The following is a 24,716-nucleotide window of genomic DNA, read 5'->3' as shown; positions in this document are numbered from 1 at the left end:
GTTCCGAACGTTCCTGGGCCCGAATTTTTCTGGGGCCGAACCTTTCTGGGGCCGAACCTATCTGGGGCCCGGATGCCCGTGGGCTCCGAGCGGCCACCACGGGCATCCGGGGGCGGCCGTCGGCTCCGGGCGCCCCCGGGTTCCGGGCAGTCATCGATCCCGGGTGCACCCGTTCCGAAGATCGCCCTTCCGGAGGCCGCCCTCCCGGGGGCCGCCCCTTCCGAGGGGCGGGGCCGTCACTTCCCCGCGACACCGGCCTTCCACGCCTCCGCCAGCCGCTTGGCCTGCCGGACCAGCTGCGAGGACCCGCCACGCGCGGCGGTCTCCGCGAGCCCCGGTATGTCTCCGGCCCCCGTCGTACCGCAGTGCTCGACGCACTCCGCCGCCACGCCGAGCAGGTCGCCCGCCCCGCGTGGAGCCTTCTCGTGCGCCAGCACCCCGGGCAGCACTCCGATCAGGACGGAGAGCACCGTCCGGTACGCGCCGGTGAGGGCGGCGGTGCGGACGGAGTCCGCGAGACGGTTGGGCTTGATCAGCCCGTGGCCGAGCAGGACCGAGATCCGGTCGCCGAGCAGCGCCGCGTCGAGCCGCTGCTGGGTGGCGAGAATCAGCAGGGCGTCCACCGCGGCCAGACGGTCCTCGGGATACCGGGCACCCAGCTCATAAGCCAGCGTCAGATGAAGGGCCTCGCCCGCCGGGCCGTCGAGCTCGGTGAGCAGTGTCAGCGACCGTATGTCGTTCTCGATCTCCTCGACCACGTCGTTCGCCGCGTGCGGCAGCAGCCAGGCGGCCAGGGTCTCGGCGTCCTCCGGCAGGACGGCGGTCCAGATCTCCTGACGCGCGTCCCAGTGGTAGCACGGGCTGTGCGTCGGGATCCGCGCCTGCCCGAGCCAGTGGAAGGAGCGCGGGAGCACCTCCTTGACGAACGGGCGCTCCTTGGTGGCCAGCAGGATCCGGTGCGACCGCTCGACCGTCTGCCCCCTCCTGATCTTCTTCTCCAGATCGAAACGGTGCACCTCGGCGAGCGGCTCGTCGGCCCGCAGCCAGGCGGTCAGCCGCTCGCCCTCGGACGTTCCCAGCGACTCGGCCTCCGCCGCTGCCCCGTCCTGCCCACGACGCCGCACCCGCAGCAGGGCCTGGGCGAAGTCGGTCTGGCCGGGCCGCAGGCCGAGCCGCCGGTACTCCCGCAGCCGTTCGACCAGTACCGCGGGGTCCAGCGAGCCGGTGTGCCGGGTCGGGGTCGCCACCAGGAACGGGCGATCGCCGGTCAGCACGGCATCGGCGGCATCCCACACCCGGGTCCGCGAAACCCCCTGCAGGGAGTCGTGGATGCAGGACCCCGTACCCGTCCAGGCCGCGAGCTCGTCCGCCACGACCTGGGGTGAGAGATACCCGAGCAGTACGGCCAGGACCGGCTCGATCCCCTCCGCCGCGCGGAACTGCCGTACGGACCAGTGCGGCAGATCGCCCTCCCCCGATCCGCCGGTCATCCACCATTGGCCCGTCAGCGCGTCGCGCAACGCCCCGACCAGTGCCGACCGGTCGGTGTGGGCATGGCGCACCAGGCCGTCCAGTACCCGCTCGAAGACCGGGACCTCCGGCGCGGACGCGCGGCCCAGCACCACCACGTCCTCGACCAGCTCGGGAAGCGACACGGGCGCCGGGTCGAGGCGCCGGGCGACCGGCGCCGGGGGCAGCACCTCCTCGTACTCCTCCGCCTCCGGCTCCCCGACCGCCGAGGTGCCGAACACCTCGGCCACCAGCGCGCGGTGTGCCGGGCCGAGCAGCGATGCCGACAGGGCGAGCTCCTCCCGCACCCCGGCTCCCGTGGCCGGCAGATGACGGCCCACGAGCTTGAGCGCCCGCTCCCGTACGTCGATGTCCTCGTGCTCGAAGGCGCCCACCACCACGGGCAGCAGCTCGTCGGCGGCCGACGGATCACGGCGCAGCGCCTTACCGAGCAGCACGAGCTGGGACCGGACCAGCTTCTTCTCGGTGCGGAACAGCACGGCGCCCGACATCTCCGCCAGCGTCCGCACGGAGAGCCTGCCGCACTCGTCCAGCCGGCCGAGCACCTGCTGGGCATGGGCGGCGACGGTGGACATCGCGTCCGAGGCCATCCCGACCCAGTCCGGGATCCGCTCCGCCTCCTCCTGCTCGGTCAGGGCGAGAAGACGCAGCGTACTGAGGAAGAAGCGCTGCTCACCCGGCTTTCCGCCACGGAGCAGCCGGGTCACGCAGCCGTCGACGAGCGCCGGGCGCTCCAGCAGACCCGCCTCGGGGAGCGAAGCGAGGGTGACGTCCCAGCGGCGCTCGTCATCGGTCTCGTAGGCCCAGAGCATCTGCGGCGGCAGCTCCTGTACCTCGAAGATCCGCGGCAGCAGCACCGGTGCGAACGGGTCGGCCCGGAGCATGTCGATGAACGGCTCCCTCTTCTTCCGCTGCCACTGGTGGGACGACACCGTCTGGAGCCAGCCCCGCACGAAGCCCTCCGTCGTGGGCACCGCGCACTGGGACTTCCGTACCAGCCGGGAGATCAGGTCGTAGGTGATCTCCGCCGTCGTGGGCCGGGCCGCCAGCCGGTGCGCGACATCGCCGAGCCACTCCGGGTCACGGTCCGCCATGGCCGCGACGACCAGGGCGAAGGGAGGGCGGTCCCAGCCCAGCAGGTCCCGGCCCGCGATCCAGGTGGCACAGGCCGCCGCTCCGGTGTGACAGCCCGCACCGGCCACGAGCAGCGGCTTGATGACCTTTCTCTGACTGTCCCAGCTCCAGCCCCGCTTCTCCTTGCGGAGGGCCTTCAACTCGACCAGTGCCGCACGGCGTTGCGCCGTGTCCATCCTGGCCAGCAGAGTCGGCAGCTCGTGTGCGCGCGACTCCCGTACGGCGGTCATCAGCTCGCTCATCGCGCACCTCCGGCGACCAGCGCCCCGCGCCGGACCATCCGGACGGCCAGCGCGTGCTTGCACGGGCCGCGCCGCCCGCGGTAGTCCGCCCACCATGTGCAGGTACAACTCAGCACGCCGTCCTTCTCCCTCACCTGGTACCGATGATCACCCGATGTCACGGCCGCCGTGTCCGCGTCGAGCACCACCGCGCCCGAACCGGCCAGCTGCCGGGCCGCCACGAGACGCGGATTGTGCCGCTCGGCCCGGTCCGCGTCGTACGGCAGCTCCCGGTGGAAGTACGCCGCGTCCGCGAGGTCGTAGCCGACCCGGCCCGCCGTCCCCAGCCGGGTCAGCGCCGCCCGGACCCGCTCCACCGTGAGGCCGGACTGGGCCGCCAGGTCCGCGGTGTCGATCCGGGGCTCCCAGGCCAGCAGCACGGACACCAGCTCGGCGTCGGCCGCCGCGTCGTCGGTGGCCAGCGCCTCCAGCACCCCGCCCTCACCGGAGAACCCGCGCGAGACGTCCGGCGAGAGCGTCAGCGTGAGCCGCATCCCCGGCAGTACGGCCTCCCAGGCGCTCGCGGTCGCGGCCCCGCCGCCGGCCGGCCCGTACACCCGCAGGGAGGTGGCGTGGCGCAGCACCCGCTGCAGTGCGCCCAGCCGCTCGGGGCCCGGCAGGCACACGGCCCCCGCCACCGGCCGGGTCGTCGGCCGGAGCGTCTTTCCGGCGGGCACCACCCACCGGGCCCCGCGCGAGGAGTTCCCCGACGAACGGGGCAGCGAGCGCAGGAACCGCACGGCCTCGGCGGCCGGCAGCTCGGCCCGCAGGTCGAACCCGGCGGAGGCCACCTGCGCCTCCGCGAATCCGCGCAGCCACCGGTCGGGCAACGGCACCTTCTTCTCCACGACCGGACCGTCCAGCGTGGTCACGGCCATCTCCTCCGGGCCCACCCGCAGATGCAGCGGATCGTCCCCCGATATCCGCGAAAGCGCCTCCCGCAACGGATTGTTGACATCCACATTGGTGGTGCCGTGGTCCGTCCGCCCGCCGTCCAGACCCTCCTGGAGCACATCGAGGCGCGCGTACACGCCGCAGCAGCCGGAGAACGACTCGAAGCGCAGACGGTCCCCGTTGCCCGTCACGACCGGGTCGAGCGAGGACGGCAGCGTGCGCTGGTAGTACCGCGCGGACGCGACGTCCGCCACGGCGAGCAACCCCCGGGCCGCGATCGCCGGAGAGGTGAGGAAACCGGAGAAGAACCGCGGGTGGGGCTCGGCGCCCCGGGGGGTGAGGCCCCCGGCGGTCTCCAGCCCGAGGAGCGGCCCGGCCTGCGAGGACTCCAGGGCGGACGAGCGTGCGTAGGCCAGTGCCTGAACGGATCGGGTCATGGGAAAACCGTAGAACCCACCACTGACAATCGACCCCCGGCCGGGGGCCGAACGCCGTTCGTCCGCCGGCGGATCACTGCCCGACGCGCCCCGGCTGCAGCACCTTGGTGAACAGCACGGAACCACCCTGGGCCCGCAGTCGTACGGTCAACTCACCGCTGCCGCCGTCGATGTCGACCTCGCCGAAGTACTGCGGCGCCTCCATCGGCGACACGTTCGGCCGGTCGGGCGCGCGCACGAACACCCGGTCGGGGCCGAAGGTCGCGTCAAGGTCGTTGGCCTGGAACTGGCCGGCCGCGAGCGGCCCCGAGACGAACTCCCAGAACGGTGCGAAGTCCTTGAACGCCGCGCGCTCCGGCGCGTAGTGCTGTGCCGAGGTGTAGTGCACGTCGGCCGTCAGCCAGACCGTTCCGGTGATCCGACGGTGCTTGATGAACCGCAGCAGCTCCGCGATCTGCAACTCGCGCCCGAGCGGCTTTCCGGGGTCGCCCTGGGCCACCGCCTCGAAGTCCGTGGCGCCGTCGGTGACCACCAGTCCGAGCGGCATGTCGGCGGCGATCACCTTCCACACCGCGCGGGACCGGGACAGCTCGTTCTTGAGCCACCTGAGCTGCTCCGCGCCCAGGATGCCCGTCGTGTCGTCGGGCTGCCGGCCGGGGGAGTTGGCGTTGCGGAACGAGCGCATGTCGAGGACGAACACGTCGAGCAGCGGACCGTGCCGGACGACCCGGTGCACCCGTCCGTCCCCGGACCGGGAGTGCAGCGTGGACACCGGGAAGTACTCGCGGAAGGCCCGCATCGAACGGGCCGCGAGCACGTCCACGTTCTTCTCGGTGTACCGGGCGTCGTCGAGGATCTGCCCGGGGTACCAGTTGTTGCGCACCTCGTGGTCGTCCCACTGCACGATCGAGGGCACCTGGGCGTTGAACGCGCGCAGATTGTGGTCGAGCAGGTTGTAGCGGAAGTTCCCGCGGTACTCGGCGAGGGTCTCGGCGACCTTGGCCTTCTCCTCGGTGGTGACATTGCGCCAGACCCGTCCGTCGGGCAGCGTCACGCTCGGTTCGATCACCCCGTCCGCGTAGATGTTGTCACCGCTGCAGAGGAAGAAGTCCGGGGCGAGGCGGCGCATCTCGTCGTACACCACATAGCCGCCGATGTCCGGATTGATGCCCCAGCCCTGCCCCGCGATATCCCCCGACCAGAGGAAACGCACCCCGTCCCGGCGTCGGGCGGGCGCCGTCCGGAAGGTCCCGTGCACCGGCTTCCCGGTGCGCCGGGGGTCGTGGGGGTCGGCGAGGGTCACCCGGTAGTGCACCTGCTCGCCCGGCGGCAGCCCGTACAGCGGTGTCGTCCCGGTGAAGTCGGTGCCGGGGCCGACGAGCGGGCCGTGCCAGGTGCGGGAACGCCGGAACGACTCCGTGGCCGAGGTCTCCACGATCATCCGGGCCGGCCGGTCCGACCGCACCCAGACCAGCGCGGACGAGGAGGTGACATCGCCCACCTGCACACCCCACTCCGCGCGCGGTCGACCGGACAGCGCGAAGGCGGGGGCGGCGGCGCCCACCGCGGGGAGTGCGAGCGCGGCCGACGCGGCGAGCGAACCACGCAGCACACTGCGACGGGCAGGGGACGGGAACGGGGGGCGGTTCGGCATCGGGGCGCCTTTCGGGCAGCGGTCGGCGGAACGAACGGGTGGCTCGTCGGACGCTCCCACCTTCGTGCCCCTCGGCAGCGGGCACGCCAACCTCAGATGAACTCCCGGCGCCGTCGAGAATCGGCCAGTAGCCGTACCCCTGTCCCGATCTCCTGCGGAGACAGATGGGCGTAGCCGACGACCAGCCGGACGGCCCCCTGCCCGGGCGCCGCGGTGCCGCAGGTACTGAGCGGCCGCAGGGCGATTCCGGCCCCGGACGCCCGCGCCAGGAAGAGCGGCTCGGGCCCGTACCGCTCCGGCAGATCGACGATGACGTGGAGACCGGCGGCGATCCCGCTGACCTCGGCCCCGGGGAAGTGTTCCGCCAGCGCCGACGTGAGCGCGTCCCGGCGCTCGCGGTAGGCGCGCTGGCAGCGGCGCAACTGCCGGTCGTAGCCGCCCCGGACGATGAAGTCGGCGAGCACCGCCTGGTCGAGGGAGGGGTTGCCCAGGTCCATGGTGCGTTTACGGGCGACGATCTCCTCGGTCATGGCCGCGGGCGCGAGCAGCCAGCCCAGCCGCAGCCCGGGGGCCAGCGATTTACTGACCGATCCGGTGTAGGCGACATGCTCCGGGTCGAGCCCCTGGAGCGCGCCGACGGCCGCCCGGTCGTAGCGGAAGTCGCCGTCGTAGTCGTCCTCGACGATCAGCCCGTCCACCTCGCGGGCCCACTCCAGAAGCCTGCCGCGACGCTGCGCGGAGTAGGCGATTCCGGTGGGGAACTGGTGGGCTGGCGTGGTGACGACCGCGCGTACGCCCGAGCGCACGAGGGGCTCGACCGCGAGCCCCTCGTCGTCGAGCGGCAGGCCGACGGCGGTGATCCCCGCCGACGCGAACAGGTCGGCGTGCTCGGGGCTTCCGGGGTCCTCCACGCCGACGCTCCGTGCACCCCGTCCGTGCAGGACGAACCCCAGCAGGGTCGTCGCCTGGGCCACGCCTGAGCACACCACCAGGCGCTCCGGATCGGCGACCACCCCGCGGCGCCTGGACAACAGGGCCGCCAGGGCGTCCCGCAGCGCGGGCAGACCGCGCGGGTCGGGGTAGCCGAGCGCGTCGTGCGGCAACCGGCCGAGCACCGAACGGTGGGCGGCGGCCCAGGCGCCGCGCGGGAACAGCGACAGATCGGGAGTGCCCGGCCGGAAGTCCACGCGTACGCCCGGGGCGCGCGGCGCCAGATCACGAGCCCCGGGCGCCGGGGCACGGACCGCGCCACTCACCCATGTTCCCGCGCCGCGTCCACTGCGCAGATAGCCCTCGGCCGTCAACTGCTCGTACGCCTCGGTCACCAGCCCGCGCGAAACCCGCAGATCAGTGGCGAGCGCACGGCTGGACGGCAGCCGGGTGCCCGGCGCGAGACGGCCGGAACGCACGGCCTCACGCAGGGCCGACTGCAGAGCGCGGCCACGTCGGCGAACCGGTGCGTCGGCGGCCGGAAGCAGCAGCTCCCAGGCGGCGGAGCCGAACCCGCCGGCCCGTGTGCCGTCCGTCCGTGGGCCGGTGACGCGTGCACCGGCCGCCTGCGGGCCGGACGCCGAATTGGTCCCCGAAGACGTCATGGAAGTGGACCTTAACCCGGTCCGCCCGGCTGCCTAACGTCGGTCCCATGAAAGCCAGCTCACTGCGCGGGGCCCTCCTCGCGGCCCTCGCCTGCGTCCTCGTGGGCGCCTCCTTCACCGCCAACAGCGTCCTCGGCGACTACCCGTACGCGGGCGGCCAGGCGCTGCGCTACGGCCTGGCGGCACTGCTGCTCCTACCGGTCCTGGCCCGCGACGGCGGCCGCCGGCCGACCGCCGTGCTGCGCACCCTCACCCCACGTCAGTGGGGACGGCTCGCACTGCTGGCCGCCATCGGGATGGTCGGCTTCAACCTGGCCGTGCTCGGCGCGGAACGGTCGGCGGAACCGGCCGTTCCAGGAGTCTTCGTCGGATGCGCGCCGATCGTCGTCGCCGTACTCGTACCCCTCCTGGAGGGGCGTCGGCCCACGCGTACGGTGCTCTGCGCGGCGGGGCTGGTCGCCGCCGGGGCCTTCACCGTCCAGGGGTGGGGCCGCACGGACCTGGCGGGCATCCTCTGCTCGTCCGGAGCGCTGGCGGGCGAGGTCGGCTTCGCGGTCCTGGCGGGGCCGGTGCTGCGTCCGCTCGGGCCACGACTGCTCTCGGCCGTCGTATGCGGCATCGCGGCCGTCGAATCGGCGTTGCTCGGTGTGCTCCTGGACGGCGGTGGAGCGCTGCGCATACCCACCGGGGCCGAGACGGCCGCGCTGTTGTGGCAGGCGGCCGTGGTCACCGTCGTCGGATTCGTCTGCTGGTACACGGGCATGCAGCACATCGGCACCGAGCGCGCGACCCTCTTCTCCGGCCTGATCCCGGTCTCCGCCGCACTCACCGCGCCGGTCGTCGGCACGGGTTCCTACGGTTCCGCCCAGATCTGCGGCAGCCTGCTCGTCGGGCTCGGCGTCGCCCTCGGGGCGGGGACCCTGTCCCGGCGCGCGGCCGCCCGTGGTGCGAATACGCGCATCGGTGCGGATTCAGCGGCTGGTGTCGAGGATGACGCGTGCCACCAGCGCGGGATCGTCGTTCATCGGCACATGGCCGCATCCGGGCAGGCGGACCAGCCGGGCGTCCGGGATGGTGTGCTTCGCCCTGACCCCTTGCCGGCGCAGCAGTATCCGGTCCCGGGTGCCCCAGGCGACGGTCACGGGCAGCCCCGGCACATCACGGGTGAACGCTGCGCTCCGCCCGGCGGCGAGCGTCTGGTCGAATCCGGTGGCCTGCCGCAGGGCGAAGGTCTCCGCGACGACGGCCTCGGGTGAACGGCGGCCGGGCCGGGCGTAGATGCTGCTGGTCAGCGCCGTGCGCCCGGCCGCGCTGCGCGAGAGCCGCTCGATCAGCGGGACCGGCATGGACCGTGCCGCGTGCCTCATGGCCCGCAGCGTGCCGAACGCCAGACGCCGCTCGCCCTCGGTCCAGAATCCGCCGGGCGAGAGTGCGGTCACCGACCGCACCCGCTTCTGCCGCCCGAGCTCCAGCGCCAGCATTCCGCCCAGGGAATTACCCGCCACATGCGGCCGGTCCAGACCGATCTCCGCACAGAACGCGTCGAGTACCGAGACCACGGTCGGCAGGTCGTACGGCAGCCCCTCGGGGAGCTCCGGCGACTCGCCGAAGCCGGGCAGGTCGACGGCTATGACATCCCGCTCCGCGGAGAGCGGGGACAGCACGGGGGTCCACGCCTGGTGATGGTGACCTATGCCATGGAGCAGCAGCAACGGATCGCCGGTACCGGTCCGCTCGTACGCCACGGACACGGTCCGGGGCCCATGGGGCGATTCGACGCTGAACGAGACCGTGCTGGCCATGCTGGGCTCCTGGGGTGATCAGGCATGAACGGGCCATGCCCGAAGGCGACTTAGACGTCTCGTCAACAACAATTACCGCCGAGTAGCCCGCAGTTCAAGGGGGGCGGCCGGTTCGTGCTGGACAGGGTGGGGCGGGTGGGCTGGGATGGGGGAGTGACAGCCGACACCGCGACCGATGTCTTCGAGAACCACCGCCCCGTCCTCACCGGCGTCGCGTATCGCATGCTGGGCCGGATCGCCGACGCCGAGGACGTGGTGCAGGAGGCATGGCTCCGCTGGTCCTCCGCGCCGCGCGAGGACGTACGCGAGCCGCGCGCCTTCCTGGTGAGGGTCGTCACCCGCCTCGCCGTCGACCGGCTGAGGCAGGCGCGGTCACGCCGTGAGACGTATGTCGGGCCGTGGCTGCCGGAGCCGGTCGTCACCGATTTCGGCCCCGCCGCGCCCGACAGTGCGGAGCGGGTCGTCCTGGCCGACTCCGTGTCGATCGCCGTGCTCGTCGTCCTGGAGTCCCTGTCGCCGCTGGAACGGGCCGTCTTCGTGCTGCGCGAGGCGTTCGGACTCCCGTATGCGGAGATCGCCGACACCCTGGACCGGAGCGAGGCGGCCGTGCGCCAGCTGGCGGGACGCGCGCGGCGCCATGTGGAGGAGCGCAAGCCGCGGTACGACGTCGATCCGGCCCAACGCCGTGACCTCACGGAGCGCTTTCTCGCCGCGGCGGCGGGCGGGGACCTCCAGGCACTGGTGGCGCTCCTCGCGCCCGACGTGCGGCTCGTCGGGGACGGCGGCGGGAAGTCCAAGGCGCCGCTGCGGATCATCGACAGCGCCGACAAGGTCGGCCGCTTCCTGCTCGCGGTCGCCCGCGAGCAGGCCGGACGTCTGGACTCCCGGCTCCTGGAACTCAACGGAGGTCCGGCGCTCCTGGTGCTCGTGGGCGGCGAGGTCGACTCCGTCGTCCAGCTGGACGTCAGGGACGGGGCCGTCCAGTGCGTGTACATCGTGCGCAACCCCGACAAGCTTCAGCACTTCTCCGCCCTCCCGTAGCCGTACGCCCCTCGCGTCGCTGCGGACGAAGCCCCATGGCCTCGCCGGCCGTGGGGCTTTGTGCTGCGCGCGTCCCACGGCATCACGAACGTCCTGTGAACGCTCTGCGGCAAGGGTTCGTTCCACTGCGTGACCGACGCAGGATTGGTCTTGACCAAGGGTGTCTACCGTCCTATGGTCTCACCGTTAAGGCAGGAACCTTTAATAAATAACGTCGCGGAATAGCCGCTGGGCGATTGCGGAGGACAGGGTGGGGACCACGCAGCTGGAATCGGTGCAGGAGCCGAAGTACTGGCACCTCAAGACCGTGCTCAGTGAGGCACTCGACTCGGACTTTGCGGTGGGCGAGATCCTGCCCAACGAGCGTGAGCTCGCCGCTCGCTTCGGAGTCGCCCGGGCCACGCTCCGGCAGGCCCTGGAGCAGCTCGAACTCGAAGGAAGGCTCCAGCGCCGCCGCGGCGTCGGGACGACCGTCGCCCCGCCGCGCGTCGGTGTGGCCGTCTCCACGGCCCAGCGGGACTGGACCGGCGGTGGCGCCGCGGAGGCATGGCAGCCCGTGGACGCCACGACGGCCCCCGCCCCGCCCGCGGTCGCCTCCGCGCTCGGGGCGGACGCCGCCGAGCCGGTGCACGTCGTACGCAGGATCCGGACGACCCACGGCCAGACGGTCGCGGCGGAGTTCCTCTACGTCCCGGCGTCCTCGGTACCCGAACTCTCCGCGATCGACGCCCCGTCCGGGCCCGCCCGGGCCCGTGCCGTCCTGCGCGAGCTGCACCGTCTCGGCCTCGACGGGCAGGACCGCTCCGTCGAGCTGGGCTCGGCGCGGGCGGACGACGCCAAGGAGCTCGACCGGCTTCCCGGCGCTCCCGTGCTGGTCGTCACCACCCGCTACCTGGTGGCGGGCGGCACCGCCGCGCTCTCCGTCGCCACGTACCGGGCCGACACCTGCCGGCTCACCTTCGGCGACGCGGGCGATGTCGAGATCAGCCACCACGGCCCGGAGCGCCAGGCCTCCTGAGCCGCTCCGGACGTACGGCAGGAGCGGCCGGAACAGTGACGGCCCGTCGCCCTCAGCGGCGGGCCGTCACCGTTCCCTCCACCGCGAACAACTGCTCCTCCACATGGTCGAGAGCCAGCCGCAGCGCGCCGGTGGCCACGGCCGCCTCACCGAGCATCGACAAGGCGACCCGTGGCGGCCGGAGACAGTAGCGGGCCAGCTCACTGCGGAGGGGATCGAGCAGGTCGTCGAGGCCGGTGGCCCAGCCGCCCACCACGACGAGCTCGGGATCCAGCGCCAGGACCAAGGCGGCGACATCGTGCACCAGCCGCTGGATGAACCGCTCGACCGCCGCCTGGGCCCGGTCGTCTCCTTGCCGGGCCTGCGCGAACACATGGGCCACGGCCGGCTCGTCCAACGGGTCCAGCGGAGTGTCCGTCGTGGACAGCAGCCGCTCCGGAGTCGCCTCCCGCCCGAGCAGATGCAGTGCTCCGATCTCGCCCGCCGCACCGCCGAAACCGCGATGCAGCCGTCCGCCGATCAACGATCCGGCCCCGGGGCTCAGCCCCGCCAGGACGAACACGACGTCGTCGGACTCGGTGGCCACACCCTTCCAGTGCTCCGCGACCGCCGCCGCGTTGGCGTCGTTCTCCACCAGGACGGGGCAGCGGAAGGAACGTCTCAGCCGCTCTCCCAGCGCCAGCCCCGTCCAGCCCGGCAGCGCGGTGCCCAGCCGCACCGTCCCGTCCGCCTCCACGATGCCGGGGCTGCCCACGCCCACCGCCCGCAGACTGCTGCGGGCCACCCCCGTTCGCCGCAGCACGTCGGCCACCACGGCCCTGACCTTGTCGAGCCGGTCGTCGGCGGAGGCGGTCTCCGACACCTCACGGGCGCCCGCACCGATGATCCGGCCGTCCAGCCCCGAGAGCAGCGCCGAGACGCGGTGCGGACCGATCTCGACACCGAGCAGATGGCCGGCCTCGGCACGGAACCGGAACCGGCGCGCCGGTCGTCCCTGACGCCGGGCCTCGCCGCCGTCGGGCAGCGACTCGACGACCAGCCCTGCCTCGAAGAGCCCCTCCACGACTCCTTCGACCGTGGGCCGGGACAGGCCGGTGATCCTGGTCAGGTCCGTCAGAGTGGGGGAGTCGGCTCCACGCAGCGCGTGCAGCACCACTGCGGAATTGATGCGTCGCAACAGTGACGGATCTCCGCCGGTCAGCCGGCCCACAGTGTGTCCTCCCAGCTCAAGCGCATGTCAGGCGGATGGTACTCGCTACCAGGGCGCCGGGCGACCACGGGACGCGACGGCTTTCGGGGCGGCTACCTCAGCCCGGGGCGACGAACCCGGATTCGTACGCCGCGATCACCGCCTGGGTCCGGTCCCGCGCGCCCAACTTGGCCAGTACGGAACTGACATGGGTCTTCACCGTCTCGACACCGACCACGAGCCCGGCGGCGATCTCGGCGTTCGACAGGCCACGGGCCATCAGCCGGAGCACCGCGGATTCCCGCTCGGTGAGAGCCGCCCGCTCCATGGCGGCGCGCGCCTTGCTGCTCCCGTACTCGGTGGCCAGCTGCCGGACCGCCGCGGGGAAGAGCAGGGACTCGCCCTCGGCGACCAGGCGCACCGCGTTCACGATCTCGGTCGGCCGGGCCCGCTTGATCAGGAAGCCGTCCGCACCGGCCCGCAACGCCTCATAGACGTACTCGTCGTTCTCGAAGGTCGTCACCACCAGGATCTTCGGCGGGTCCGGCACCGTCCGCAGCATCGTGCGGGTGGCTTCGATCCCGTCCATCAGCGGCATCCTGACATCCATGGCCACCACATCGGGGCGCAACTGACGCACCAGCGGGATCACAGCGGCTCCGTCACCGGCCTCGCCCACGACCTCGATATCGGGCTGAGCATCGAGGATCGCGCGCAACCCCGCGCGGACGAGGGGCTCGTCGTCTACCAGAAGTACGCTGACCGCCATTGGCACAGCCTAAGGGCTGTCCAGCTAAGGGCTTTCCAGACGGTTCCGGCGGGCGCTCGGGGACGGCGGAGCGATCCGCACCCCGTCCAACGGAAGGACCACGTGGACCCGCCATTCCTTCTCGTGCGGGCCCGCCACGGCTCTTCCGCCGAGCAGCGCCGCCCGTTCCCGGATACCACGCAGCCCGCTTCCGCCGCCCGGGGCTACGGAAGAGTCCGCGAGCGGATTGGTGATCTCCAACTCCAGGCGCCCCTCGGCGACGGCGATCCGTACACGGACGGGGACGGCTCCCGAGTGCCTCAGCACATTGGTGAGCGACTCCTGAAGAATGCGGTACCCCTCGCGGGAGACCGCACCAGGAACCTGTCCCAGAGGACCGGACACGTCCGCGTCGACCTCAGCCCCCGAGCCGCGCGCGGATTCCAGGAGCCGGTCCGATTCCGCGAGCGTCGGTCTCTGCCCCACCGGCGCCTCCGGCTCCCGCAGGATCCGTAGGACCCGCTCCAGATCGTCGAGCGCGTCCCGGCCGGTCTCCTCGATCGCGGCGAGGGCGCGCTCGGTGAACGCCGGATCCCCTGCCGCACGAGCCGCTCCGGCCTGTACGACCGCCACCGTCAGCGCGTGGCCGATCGAGTCGTGCAACTCGCGTGCGATGCGATTGCGCTCCAGCAACTGCTCCGTGCGCTCCTCCAGCTCCGTCAGCCGCTGCGTCGGTGAGGGACCGAGAAGCCACCGGGCGATCGCGGTGATCAGGTGGCCGCTCAGCACGACGACGGGGAACAGCAGGAGAAGGGAGAGCGGCGCGAGCAGGCCGAGCCACCAGTGCGACTCCCATCCCCGGGCGAGCCAGTCGTCGCTCGGGTTCTTTCCGAACGAGGCGAGAAACAGATCCACCGCGGTCGCCGACAGCCACACCGTGACGTACCAGACCGGAGCTGCGAGTATCAGGCGCGCCTCCAACCACAGCACCGTTCGCCAGCGGTCGCCCCAGGTGGACGCCGAGGTCGCGGATATGGAGGGATCGGGTCTGCCACGGTCCTCCGGAACGAGCAGCAACTGCGCCTGCACTCCCTCGGCGAGCCGCATCCCGGGCAACAACCCGACCGGTATCGCGAAGAGCACCGGCACCCACGGCGAGTCCGGCGAGATGAAGATCCACACGCTGTAGCCCGCACCCGGGATGAGCAGATGAAGCCATCGGGTGTAGGTGACGGACGAGGCGAGCGGTCGCAGGAGGCGGAACATGCGGTCATCGTGCCAGTCCGCCGGGTCGCAGCGGCTCCCCCGCGAGAGGGAGGAGAACCCCACGCACGAGTGAGGCGAGCAACGGGGCACCGGCGCGAGGCTGAGGACATGACCAGCATCGACGTCCAGACCCTCACCAAACTGTACGGAAACAAACGTGCCGTGGACGACCTCACGTTCAGTGTGCGCCCGGGGCGCATCACGGGATTCCTCGGTCCCAACGGGGCCGGCAAGTCCACGACTATGCGACTCGTTCTCGGTCTCGACAGGCCCACCCGGGGCAGTGCGACGATCGGCGGCCGACGGTATGCCGAGCTCACCGAACCTCTGCGTCGGGTAGGCGCCCTGCTCGACGCCCAGGCCGCCCACGGCTCGCGCACCGCACGGAATCACCTTTCGGCACTCGCGGTCAGTAACCGGATCGGTGCCCGGAGAGTGGAGGAGGTGCTGGAGGAGGCCGGCCTCGCACAGGTCGGCGGCGCCCGCATCAAGACCTTCTCGCTCGGAATGCGTCAGCGGCTGGGCATCGCGGCCGCCCTGCTGGGAGACCCGGAGATAGTGATGCTGGACGAGCCGTCGAACGGTCTCGACCCGGAAGGCATCATCTGGATCCGCGAGCTCATGAAGCGCTTGGCCCGTGAAGGGCGCACGGTCCTGGTGTCGAGCCACTTGATGAACGAGACCTCGTCGTTCGCCGACCACCTGGTGATTCTCGGCCAGGGGCGGCTGCTGGCGGACCTGCCCATGCAGGAGTTCCTGGAATCCCGCAGCAGTCCCAGGACCCGCGTGCGAACGACCGAGCCGACACGGCTGCGCGACCTTCTGGCTCGCAGGGGCCACACCCCGACGCAGGGCGACGATGGCCGTTTGACCATCGAAGGGGTGAAAGCGGAAGAGATAGGGGCGATAGCCGCTGCCGAAGGTATTCCGGTTCTGGAACTCGCGGACGAGCGAACCACATTGGAACAGGCATATCTCGACCTCACCACCAGCACCGCGGAATTCGCGTCCGCGCCGATCCAATCCGACCCTCAGCAGGAGGCCTGAACATGTCGACCACAGCAGTGCTGCGTTCCGAGTGGATCAAGGTGAGATCGCTCCGGTCCACAGCGGGGTCATTGATAGCGGTCCTGGCCGTGACGCTCGCCGTCACCTTGCTGGTCTTCCCGACCGTCGGTCAGGCGGAGGCGGACAACGCGGGGGCCGACCCCGTCTTCGGTGCCTTTTACGCGCTGAACTTCGGCCAGCTCGCCGCCATCAGTTTCGGAGCGACCGCGCTGTCCTGCGAATTCCTCAATGGCGCGCTGCGGATATCGCTCGCCGCCGTACCGCACAGAAACCTCTTCTACACCGCGAAGATCGCGGTCGTCGGAGCGGCGGCGGGCGTCGTCGGCCTGGTCACGAGCTTCACCACCTTCCTGGTGGGTCAGCTGTTCATGGGTGAGTACGCGATCGGCCTGGGAGATCCGGGCGCACTGCGGGCAGCGTTCGGGGGAGGGATCTACCTGACTCTGATGGCACTGTTCGCGGCCGGTCTCACCGCGTTGCTGCGCAGCGCGGTGACCGTCCTCGGCCTGCTCATCCCGTTCGTGCTCATCGTGCCGTTCGTCATCGGTGATGTCGCGGCCGGTGCCGCGGACTATCTGCCGGACCGCGCGGGGCAGATGGTGCTCCACCAGACCCCGCAGGGAAGTCTCGGGCCATGGAGCGGGCTCGCGGTGACGGCGGCGTGGGCGCTGGCCGCCGTGCTGGCCGGCTGGTGGGCGGTACGACGCAGGGACGCGTAGTTCCCCTCAACTGTGGGGCCTGCGCCGCCCCACGACGAATGAAGCCCTCCGGGGCCAGGTGCGGGGAGCGGGATCCATGGGACGGAGCCAATGGCTGATCCCCGAGGGAAGAGCAGCGGAATACGAGGGATCGCCGACAGACGTGTCAGGGAGCTTCGGGGGTGCAGGCGGTGGCCTCGTCGACGCGGGCGAGGAGACGGCCGTACTCCTCCGCCATCGATTGAACGGTCCAGTGGGCGTTGAGCCCGCTGGGGTTGGGCAGGGCCCAGACCTGCGCGCCGCCAATCGTGTGGTCCTGCGGACCGATCCGCGCGGTGCGCCTGCCGAAGGCTGTGCGGTAGGCCGTGACGCCCACGATCGCCAGCCACTGCGGCCGCAGGGTCTTGACCTTGGCCCGGAGGATCTGCCCGCCCTCCCGGTACTCCTCGGCGGACAGTTCGTCCGCACGAGCGGTGGCCCGGGCGACCACATTGGTGATGCCGAGACCGTAGCGCAGCAGTTCGTTCTGCTCAGCTGGATCCAACTGGCGAGGGGTGAAGCCGGACCGATGGAGAACAGGCCAGAAGCGGTTGCCGGGGTGGGCGAAGTGGTGGCCCGTCGCCCCCGTCATGAGGCTGGGATTGATTCCGCAGAACAGTACACGCAGCCCGCCCGTGACCACGTCGGGAACGGTGCGGTCACGGGCGGCCTGGAGCTCTTCGGGCGTCATCCGGCAGGAAGGCCGAGGCCGTCAGAGGATGGAGCCCGGGGCGTACGCGGCGGCCTCGGGGTGCTGCTTGACGATCTCCTCGATGCGAGAGACCACCGAACCGACCTGATCACCGGCCGCACCGGTGAAGGAGAGCTTGTCGGCCATCAGCGCGTCGAGCTGTTCCCTGTCCAGGGGGATGCGCTCGTCGGCGGCCAGCTTGTCGAGCAGCTCGTTACGCTCGGCACCCTGCTCGCGCATGGCCAGGGCCGAGGCGACCGCGTTCTCCTTGATCGCTTCGTGGGCGACCTCGCGGCCGACACCCGCACGCACCGCGCCCATGAGGACCTTGGTCGTGGCAAGGAACGGAAGGTAACGGTCCAGCTCACGGGCGACGACGGCAGGAAACGCACCGAACTCGTCGAGCACCGTCAGGAACGTCTCCACCAGACCGTCGAAGGCGAAGAAAGCGTCCGGAAGGGCCACCCGGCGGACCACGGAGCAGGACACGTCGCCCTCGTTCCACTGGTCGCCGGCCAGTTCGCCGGTCATCGACGCATAGCCGCGGAGGATCACCATGAGGCCATTGACGCGCTCGCAGGACCGGGTGTTCATCTTGTGCGGCATCGCCGACGAGCCGACCTGGCCCGGCTTGAAGCCCTCGGTCACCAGCTCGTGTCCGGCCATCAGCCGGATCGTCTTGGCGACCGAGGAAGGAGCGGCGGCCAGCTGGACCAGCGCGGTCACCACGTCGTAGTCGAGGGAACGGGGGTAGACCTGGCCGACCGAGGTGAAGGCCTGGGAGAATCCGAGGTGCGCCGCGATGCGCTGTTCCAGGTCGGCGAGCTTTCCGGCGTCACCGCCCAGCAGGTCCAGCATGTCCTGCGCCGTGCCCACGGGGCCCTTGATTCCCCGCAGCGGGTAGCGGGTCAGCAGGTCCTCCAGGCGTCCGTATGCCACCAGGAGCTCGTCGGCGGCGGTCGCGAAGCGCTTGCCGAGGGTGGTCGCCTGAGCGGCGACGTTGTGGGAGCGACCGGCCATGACCAGTTCGCGGTACTCGCCCGCCAGCTTCCCGAGCCTGGCCAGGACCGCCACCGTACGGTCCCGCATCAGTTCGAGGGAGAGCCTGATCTGGAGCTGTTCGACGTTCTCGGTGAGGTCCCGAGAGGTCATGCCCTTGTGGACCTGCTCATGGCCGGCGAGGGCGTTGAACTCCTCGATCCGGGCTTTGACGTCGTGCCGGGTGACCTTCTCGCGTTCGGCGATCGAGGCGAGATCGACCTGGTCGAGGACCCGCTCGTAGTCGGCCAGCGCGTCGTCCGGCACCTCGATCCCGAGGTCCTTCTGAGCGCGCAGTACCGCCAGCCACAGCTGGCGCTCCAGCTTCACCTTCTGCTCGGGGGACCAGAGAACGGCCAGCTCCGTGGAGGCATAGCGGCCGGCCAGGACATTGGGGATGCGAGGCTTCGCAGACACAGCAGTCACGTGTCGGGAGTTTACCCGCCGCCCTCAGCGGCTCCCGAGCGCCCACGGACCTTCTTGGTCACCTACCCAACTCGCAAGGCGCAGGTCGGAGAGGCTGGGCGACCGCCTCGCAACCGTTGGGCGGCACCCGCGTAAGGCGCATGACCCCGGTCCGGTGGTTCCGGTACGGCCGGGCCCGAGAAGAAGTCCCTCGATCCAGGGAGCCGAACCGATGCGGGACCGTGATCTGATCACCGCGCCGAGGGCCACTCCGCGGCCGTCCTCGAAGGGCCTGCCACGCCCGCGTCGGCCACGAAGCGGTGTCCGTCCGTTCCGGCCGGTGATGGTGGTGGCACAGCCGGGGACGGGCTCGGAGGTGGTCCGGGTTCGGCGGTCCCGGCCGGTGGGGACCATGATCCGTCGGCTCGCCCCGGCGTGGGCGAGGTGGAGGGAGACGGTACGTCGCACGGATCTTTCGTGGCGAGGCCGCGGCGGACACCGGGCGGCCGCTCCCGGGCACGAGTCGTTACGCGGGCGGGGCCGGATCGACCCGGTGCCAGGTCGCGACCGGGCCGGGGGACCGGTCGTTCCCGGGCGTGACCCAGAACGCCCCGCCCAGCTCGGAGCTGTACTGGGCGCCCGTACGCCCGTCCCCGGAGGAGCGGCCGGTCAGCCGACGTCCGATCCACGGGAGGAGGTGCTCACGGGCGAAGCGGGCGTCCTCGACCCGCCGGGCGGCCCATGCGGGCGGCACGGAGGGCGGCAGCGGCGTCCGCCAGTCGTTCCGGGGCGGCAGCCCGAGCGTCTGCCAGACCGCCTCGGCCACCCTGTCATGGCCGTCGGCCGTCAGATGGAGCCGGTCGACGTCCCACAGCCGGGGGTCGCCCAGTACCGGTGCCCCGTACAGGTCGACGACCACCGCCCCGTGCCGGGCCGCCAAGTCGTCGACCAGGGAGAAGAGCTCCTCCATCCGCGGACGGAACCGCTCCAGCACCGGGCCGGCGCGCCCCGGGCTCCGCATGAGCACCAGCGTTCCGCACGAGGGCGCGAGCCGTTCCACCGCTTCCTCGAGACGTCCGCGGACCATCCCCATGTCGCACTTGGGGCGCAGCGTGTCGTTGAGCCCGCCGACGAGCGTGACGACATCGGCGTGCATGGCCGCGGCCGCGTCGACCTGTTCGTCGACGATCTGGCCGATCAGCTTGCCGCGCACCGCGAGATTCGCGTAGCGGAACCCCGGTGTGCGGGCGGCGAGCCGTCCGGCGAGTACATCGGCCCATCCGCGGTACGACCCGTCGGGCAACAGGTCCGACATGCCCTCGGTGAACGAGTCGCCGACCGCGACAAGACTGGTGTAGGAGGCATTCGTTTCCATGGCGGAGCGATGGTATCGCGGTGGGCCGGCCCCCTCCGGGGCCCGTGGCCGCCCGAGGGACGAAGGGCGCGGCCGGACCCGTGTCCGGCCGCGCCCCGTACTCCGTCAGCGGGCCCCGCTCCTTCGTCAGGCGGCCTTCGGGCGCCCCACCAGCTCGCGCAGGACATCCTCCATGGTGACCATCCCGGCCGGCCGGCCGTCCTCGTCGAGCACCGCCGCCAGGTGCGTACGGCTGCGCCGCAGCGCGGTCAGGGCGTCGTCGAGCGGTGTGTCCGCCCGGACCCGGGCGATGGGCCGCATCGCGGTCACCGGGAAGGGAACGTCGCGAGGAGCGGCGTCGAGGGCGTCCTTCACATGGAGATAGCCGAGTATCCGCCCTTCCCCGTCCATCACGGGGAAGCGGGAGAAGCCGGTCTCGTACGAGAGCCGCTCCAGCTGCTCCGGAGTGGTCCCGATCCTGGCGTACGTGACCCGGTCCACCGGCATCGCCACCTCCCGCACCGGACGGCTGCCCAGTTCGAGGGCGTGGCGCAGCCGCTCGGCCGAGCGGTCGTCGACGAGCCCGGCATCGCCCGCGTCGGTCACCAGCCGGGCCAGTTCGTCGTCGGAGAACGTGGCGGACACCTCGTTCTTCGTCTCGACCCGGAGGAGCTTGAGCAGGGTGTTGGCGAAGGCGTTGATCGCGAAGATCACCGGCCGCAGCGCCTTGGCCAGGGCCACCAGCGGCGGTCCGAGCAGCAGTGCGGCGCGGACCGGCTCGGCGAGCGCGATGTTCTTCGGCACCATCTCACCGAGGAGCATGTGCAGATATGTCGCCACGGTCAGCGCGATCACGAACGAGATGGGATGGATCAGTCCGTCCGGCATCCCCACCGCGTGGAAGACGGGCTCCAGCAGATGCGCGATGGCGGGCTCGGCGACGATACCGAGGACCAACGTGCAGAGCGTGATGCCGAGCTGTGCCGCCGCGAGCAGCGCCGATACGTGCTCGAGGCCCCAGATCACGCTGCGCGCACGCCGGTTCCCGGCCTCGGCAGCGGGTTCGATCTGGCTGCGGCGTACGGAGATCAGCGCGAACTCCGCCCCGACGAAGAAGGCGTTGACGACCAGAGTCAGCAGCCCGATGAGAAGTTGGACGGCGATCATCGTGCGTCCTCCGTCCGCTCGTCGTCACCGGGGAGCGGCGCGTGCAGCAGGGCGCGCGCGGCACGGCGCCCGGACGCGTCGACCACGTCGATCCGCCATCCCGCCAGCTCCACGGTGTCACCCACGGCGGGGATCCGGCCGACCTCGGTGGCGACGAGTCCGGCGAGCGTCTCGTACGGTCCGTCCGGCACCCGCAGTCCGATCGTCTTCAGCTGGTCGATGCGGGCGGCGCCGTCGGCCGACCACAGGTGTCGTCCGTCCGTGTCCTCGCCCGCCGGTACGAGGTCCGCGGTCTCGTGCGGATCGTGTTCGTCGCGCACCTCGCCGACGACCTCCTCGACGATGTCCTCCAGTGTCACGACCCCGGCGGTTCCGCCGTACTCGTCGATGACGACGGCCATGGCGAGCTGGCCGGACAGCCGGTCCAGGAGCCGGTCCACGGTGAGGGTCTCCGGTACGAGCAGGGGGGCGCGGAGCATCTCCGAGACACGGGTACGGGGACGCTGCTCGGCGGGGATCGCGAGCACGTCCTTGATGTGCGCCACTCCGACGACGGTGTCCAGATTGCCGAGGTACACGGGGAAACGGGAGAGGCCCGTCGCCCGGGTCGCGTTCGCGACGTCCTCGGCGGTGGCCTCCGCCTCCAGGGCGGTGACCTGGACCCGGGGCGTCATCACGTTCTCCGCCGTCAGCTCCGAGAGGTTCAGGGTGCGAACGAACAGCTCCGCCGTGTCCGCCTCCAGCGCGCCCTCCTTCGCGCTGTGCCGGGCCAGTGCCGCCAGCTCCTGCGGGCTGCGCGCGGAGGCCAGCTCCTCGGCCGGCTCCAGGCCCATACGGCGCAGGATCCGGTTGGCGGTGTTGTTGAGGTGGCTGATGAAGGGACGGAAGACCGCGGTGAAGATCCGCTGGGGGGTGGCCACGGCCTTCGCCACGGCGAGCGGGGAGGAGATCGCCCAGTTCTTCGGGACGAGCTCGCCGACGATCATCAGGAACACGGTGGACAGCGCCGTGCCCAGGACGAGAGCGACCGACGAGGCCACGCTCGGGGAGAGGCCGACCGCCTCCACCGGGCCGCGGATGAGCTTGGCGATGGACGGCTCGGAGAGCATGCCGACCACGAGGTTGGTGACGGTGATGCCGAGCTGTGCGCCGGAGAGCTGGAAGGTGAGGCTGCGTACGGCCTTCATGGCGCCGGCGGCGCCCCGTTCGCCGCGCTCCACGGCCCGTTCCAGCTGGCCCCGCTCGACGGTCGTCAGCGAGAACTCGGCCGCGACGAAGGCGCCGCAGGCCAGGGAGAGCAGTACGGCCACGAGCAGCAGGAGCACTTCGGTCATCGGTTCACCTCCGTCCCATGATCGGGCAGGGGGAGAAGGATCGCTCGGTACCGGTCGTGTCGACTGGGAGGCTCGCCCATGGGCGGACGCTCACACCTTTCGGAAGGATGCGGACAGTGGAACAACCATAGTAAAGGATCGGCAAAGTCGGCTGATCGTTCCGGGGGCCGCCCGGTTCGGCGCTGTCGCGGCCGGTGGTCGCCGGTGCGGCGGCAGCGGTCCGGGGGGTGTTCAGCCGGTGAGTGGCTTGACCCAGCGCCGCCAGCGGTCCTCGCGGTGGTAGCCGTTCGCGCCCCACGCGCGATGCGCGCGTCCGTTGGCTTCCAGGACCATGGCGTCGACGCGTCGTCCGCCGAGGGCGAGGAAGCGTTGTTCCGCTGCCCGGGTCAGGGCGGTGCCGATGCCCTCGCGGCGGTGGTCGGGGTGTACGGCCAGTCGGTAGGCCGAGCACCGCCAGCCGTCGAAGCCCGCTATGACGGTTCCCACGAGCCGCCCGTCGCGCTCCGCGAGGAGCAGGGCCTCGGGGTCCCGGCCGATGAGCCGGGTCACCCCGTCGTGGTCGTCGCTGATGCTCGTTCCCTCAGCGGCTTCGCGCCAGAAGTCCAGTACGGCGTCGATGTCACCGAGGTCGGCGTGGCGGATGTGGAGATCGCTCATGGGCCGAGCCAAGCAGAGTGGGATCGGCCGGGCGAGCGTGTTTCGCGCTGTGGACGGTCCGCCGTGGTGCGGACGCCGCGTGGCGTGTGCCGGTACGTACGGCCGGATCAGTACGCCGAGTTGACGTTGTCGATGGAGCCGTAGCGGGCGGCGGCGTAGTTGGCGGCGGCGGTGATGTTGGCCACCGGGTCGGTGAGGCTGTGGGCCGTGCCGGCGACGTGGTAGGCGTTGAAGGTCGGCTGGATGACCTGCAGCAGGCCCTTGGAGGGGGTGCCGTTCTGGGCGTTGACGTCCCAGCCGTTCTCGGCGTTGGGGTTGCCGCTGGACTCACGCATGATGTTGCGGTGCAGGCCCTCGTAGGTGCCGGGGATGCCCTTGGACTTCATGATGTCCAGGGACTCCTTGATCCAGCCGTCCAGGTTGTTCGCGTAGGCATTGCCGGTCTGCCCCGTGTCACCGGCGGTGACCGCGGCGGCGGTCTGCTTGACCTCCGCGGCGTGTGCGGAGGAGGGGACCAGGGTGAGGGCGGCGGCCGCGGCGGCGGTGGTGGTGAGGGCGGTGATGGCCAGGTTGCGGATGCGGCCGGTGCTGGTCAGGGTGCGAGCGGTCATGCGGAAGTAACTCCTGTGGGGTGGGACGAGGCCGCCCGGGTGCCGGTGTCGGCGGTGGGGCGGGGCCCGCGGGATGCGGGACGGGGTGGCGGGTCCGGTGGTGTCGCGTCCGGGCCGTTCGTGGCTCCCCGTGATGACAACCATGGTTAGCGGCGGTCCGTCCAGGGGTCAACGATGTGACGTACTACCCCAATACGGAGCAATGTCCGAAATGGTGCATTTAAGGCTGTTTATCTCGCGCGTCTGCGGCTCCGACGCCTACTACCCCTCTTCGTATGTGATCTGGCCCCTATGGGTGGCATCACATCCTCGGGGCGTTCCCGGGCCCGTCCGGGGCGGGATTCGAGGCCGATGGAAGGTCGGCGCGAGGGTCGTCCCGGACCCGGTTCCCCGTCCCCCGACCCGTGTACGGAGCACCCGGGGCCTTCTCTTGTCGGTGCTAGCGCCCCGGCGCTAGCGTGGTGGGGTGCCCAAGACTCAGCTGAACGTGAGAGTGGACGAGGCCACCGCCGAGGCCGCGCGGCAGCGCGCGCTGCAGAGGGGGATGAGCGTGAACCGCTATATAGAGGAGCTCGTACGTCAGGACGCCGGCGAGGTGGGACACACCTTCGTCGAGGCGGCGGCCGATTTCATGAAGCAGTACGGGTCGGTGTTCGCCGAGGAGTTCGGCCCGGAGCGCGAAGGCAAGCGTTGAACCTGAAGATCGACCTCGCCTGGCTGCTCATGGTGGCCGAGCACAAGACCCCCGGCGATCCGCAGGTCGTCGACTGGGGCGCGCTGGTGGCGGCAGTGGCCCGTCACGAGGCCGAGATCTTCGGCAGCCCCGTGTACAGCGACCCGCACTCCCGGGCCGCCTCGCTCCTCCAGTTGCTGCTGCACGTCCCCGCGCTCGAACACTCCAACGCGATGTTCTCCTCGGCCGTCGCCTACGGATATCTCGTGGCCTCCGGCCTCAAGGTCATCACCTCGCCCGAGCAGGTCCGCGACCTGGCCAGGCTGGTGAAGGAGGGCAAGGCCGACGTACGGGCCATCGCCGACGAACTCCGCCAGTGGAGTCTGTGACCC

21 protein-coding genes and 1 pseudogene are annotated in these 24,716 nt (G+C 71.3%); 7 read left to right on the top strand and 15 right to left on the bottom strand.

Annotation, left to right across the window (positions count from 1 at the left end; translation table 11 throughout):
• Positions 1-236: 236 nt before the first annotated feature.
• From ACF08W_RS19120 to ACF08W_RS19105, 4 genes are all read right to left on the bottom strand, one after another.
• The gene (locus ACF08W_RS19120) at positions 237-2,906 is read right to left on the bottom strand and encodes a DUF6493 family protein (protein WP_392279915.1); all 2,670 of its coding nucleotides are present in this window, start codon (positions 2,904-2,906) and stop codon (positions 237-239) included.
• A complete protein-coding gene (locus ACF08W_RS19115) occupies positions 2,903-4,276 on the bottom strand; it encodes an SWIM zinc finger family protein (RefSeq protein WP_392279914.1) in 1,374 nt (457 codons plus the stop codon). Before ACF08W_RS19115 ends, ACF08W_RS19120 begins: the two co-directional genes overlap by 4 nt.
• A 73-nt stretch (positions 4,277-4,349) precedes the next feature.
• Positions 4,350-5,930, bottom strand: a complete 1,581-nt coding sequence (locus ACF08W_RS19110; protein WP_392279913.1) for an alkaline phosphatase D family protein — start codon at positions 5,928-5,930, stop codon at positions 4,350-4,352.
• Between the two features lie 92 nt (positions 5,931-6,022).
• Positions 6,023-7,525 carry a PLP-dependent aminotransferase family protein gene (locus tag ACF08W_RS19105; protein ID WP_392279912.1) on the bottom strand — a complete coding sequence of 501 codons (1,503 nt, stop codon included), beginning with the start codon at positions 7,523-7,525 and terminating at the stop codon, positions 6,023-6,025.
• A 47-nt stretch (positions 7,526-7,572) separates the two neighbouring features.
• Here ACF08W_RS19105 and ACF08W_RS19100 point away from each other — a divergent pair.
• A pseudogene (locus ACF08W_RS19100) lies at positions 7,573-8,421 on the top strand (DMT family transporter); the annotation flags it as partial.
• 75 nt (positions 8,422-8,496) lie between these two features.
• Here the strand turns inward: ACF08W_RS19100 and ACF08W_RS19095 are convergent.
• The gene (locus ACF08W_RS19095) at positions 8,497-9,327 is read right to left on the bottom strand and encodes an alpha/beta fold hydrolase (protein ID WP_392279911.1); all 831 of its coding nucleotides are present in this window, start codon (positions 9,325-9,327) and stop codon (positions 8,497-8,499) included.
• 153 nt (positions 9,328-9,480) lie between these two features.
• Here ACF08W_RS19095 and sigJ point away from each other — a divergent pair, with 153 nt between their 5' ends.
• Complete coding sequence (sigJ, locus tag ACF08W_RS19090) at positions 9,481-10,368, top strand: RNA polymerase sigma factor SigJ (protein ID WP_392279910.1); 888 nt, start codon at positions 9,481-9,483, stop codon at positions 10,366-10,368.
• A gap of 250 nt (positions 10,369-10,618) precedes the next feature.
• Entirely contained in the window at positions 10,619-11,386 is a 768-nt protein-coding gene (locus ACF08W_RS19085) for a GntR family transcriptional regulator (RefSeq protein WP_385213861.1), read from the top strand.
• A 52-nt stretch (positions 11,387-11,438) separates the two neighbouring features.
• Here ACF08W_RS19085 and ACF08W_RS19080 read toward each other — a convergent pair whose 3' ends face one another.
• The 3 genes from ACF08W_RS19080 to ACF08W_RS19070 form a co-directional block, all read right to left on the bottom strand.
• Complete coding sequence (locus ACF08W_RS19080) at positions 11,439-12,596, bottom strand: ROK family protein (RefSeq protein WP_392279909.1); 1,158 nt, start codon at positions 12,594-12,596, stop codon at positions 11,439-11,441.
• Positions 12,597-12,693: 97 nt separating this feature from the next.
• Positions 12,694-13,344 carry a response regulator transcription factor gene (locus ACF08W_RS19075; RefSeq protein ID WP_352274325.1) on the bottom strand — a complete coding sequence of 217 codons (651 nt, stop codon included), beginning with the start codon at positions 13,342-13,344 and terminating at the stop codon, positions 12,694-12,696.
• A 24-nt stretch (positions 13,345-13,368) separates the two neighbouring features.
• Positions 13,369-14,589, bottom strand: coding sequence for a sensor histidine kinase (locus ACF08W_RS19070; protein WP_392279908.1), 1,221 nt, complete (start codon positions 14,587-14,589; stop codon positions 13,369-13,371).
• Between the two features lie 108 nt (positions 14,590-14,697).
• Between ACF08W_RS19070 and ACF08W_RS19065 the strand changes: the two genes are divergently transcribed.
• On the top strand, positions 14,698-15,636 hold the full coding sequence (locus ACF08W_RS19065) for an ABC transporter ATP-binding protein (RefSeq protein ID WP_392279907.1): 939 nt from the start codon (positions 14,698-14,700) through the stop codon (positions 15,634-15,636).
• 2 nt (positions 15,637-15,638) lie between these two features.
• Positions 15,639-16,376, top strand: a complete 738-nt coding sequence (locus ACF08W_RS19060; RefSeq protein WP_392279906.1) for an ABC transporter permease — start codon at positions 15,639-15,641, stop codon at positions 16,374-16,376.
• Between the two features lie 145 nt (positions 16,377-16,521).
• On the opposite strand, the gene mug is transcribed toward ACF08W_RS19060, so the two are convergent.
• The 7 genes from mug to ACF08W_RS19025 form a co-directional block, all read right to left on the bottom strand.
• The gene (mug, locus tag ACF08W_RS19055) at positions 16,522-17,085 is read right to left on the bottom strand and encodes a G/U mismatch-specific DNA glycosylase (protein WP_392279905.1); all 564 of its coding nucleotides are present in this window, start codon (positions 17,083-17,085) and stop codon (positions 16,522-16,524) included.
• Between the two features lie 21 nt (positions 17,086-17,106).
• Positions 17,107-18,549 (bottom strand): adenylosuccinate lyase, encoded by a 1,443-nt coding sequence (gene purB, locus ACF08W_RS19050; RefSeq protein ID WP_352274330.1) that lies wholly within the window; start codon positions 18,547-18,549, stop codon positions 17,107-17,109.
• Between the two features lie 505 nt (positions 18,550-19,054).
• Positions 19,055-19,903, bottom strand: a complete 849-nt coding sequence (locus ACF08W_RS19045) for an SGNH/GDSL hydrolase family protein (protein WP_385213838.1) — start codon at positions 19,901-19,903, stop codon at positions 19,055-19,057.
• Positions 19,904-20,029: 126 nt separating this feature from the next.
• The gene (locus tag ACF08W_RS19040; RefSeq protein ID WP_352274332.1) at positions 20,030-21,049 is read right to left on the bottom strand and encodes a hemolysin family protein; all 1,020 of its coding nucleotides are present in this window, start codon (positions 21,047-21,049) and stop codon (positions 20,030-20,032) included.
• Entirely contained in the window at positions 21,046-22,383 is a 1,338-nt protein-coding gene (locus ACF08W_RS19035) for a hemolysin family protein (protein ID WP_385213834.1), read from the bottom strand. Before ACF08W_RS19035 ends, ACF08W_RS19040 begins: the two co-directional genes overlap by 4 nt.
• A gap of 231 nt (positions 22,384-22,614) precedes the next feature.
• Positions 22,615-23,040: a GNAT family N-acetyltransferase gene (locus ACF08W_RS19030; protein WP_352274334.1), complete on the bottom strand. Its 426-nt coding sequence runs from the start codon at positions 23,038-23,040 to the stop codon at positions 22,615-22,617.
• A 107-nt stretch (positions 23,041-23,147) separates the two neighbouring features.
• Positions 23,148-23,651, bottom strand: a complete 504-nt coding sequence (locus ACF08W_RS19025; protein WP_385213830.1) for a transglycosylase SLT domain-containing protein — start codon at positions 23,649-23,651, stop codon at positions 23,148-23,150.
• A 466-nt stretch (positions 23,652-24,117) separates the two neighbouring features.
• Between ACF08W_RS19025 and ACF08W_RS19020 the strand changes: the two genes are divergently transcribed.
• Together ACF08W_RS19020 and ACF08W_RS19015 are read left to right on the top strand one after the other, a co-directional pair.
• Positions 24,118-24,345 (top strand): antitoxin, encoded by a 228-nt coding sequence (locus tag ACF08W_RS19020; RefSeq protein WP_352274336.1) that lies wholly within the window; start codon positions 24,118-24,120, stop codon positions 24,343-24,345.
• On the top strand, positions 24,342-24,713 hold the full coding sequence (locus ACF08W_RS19015) for a fic family toxin-antitoxin system, toxin component (protein WP_352274337.1): 372 nt from the start codon (positions 24,342-24,344) through the stop codon (positions 24,711-24,713). The genes ACF08W_RS19020 and ACF08W_RS19015 overlap by 4 nt, the downstream gene beginning before the upstream one ends.
• The last annotated feature ends 3 nt before the right edge of the window (positions 24,714-24,716 follow it).

It is taken from the genome of Streptomyces sp. NPDC015144 (assembly GCF_043079735.1).
In the GTDB taxonomy this organism is placed as follows: Bacteria; Actinomycetota; Actinomycetes; order Streptomycetales; family Streptomycetaceae; genus Streptomyces.
This window is presented reverse-complemented; position numbering and strand designations above follow the sequence as displayed.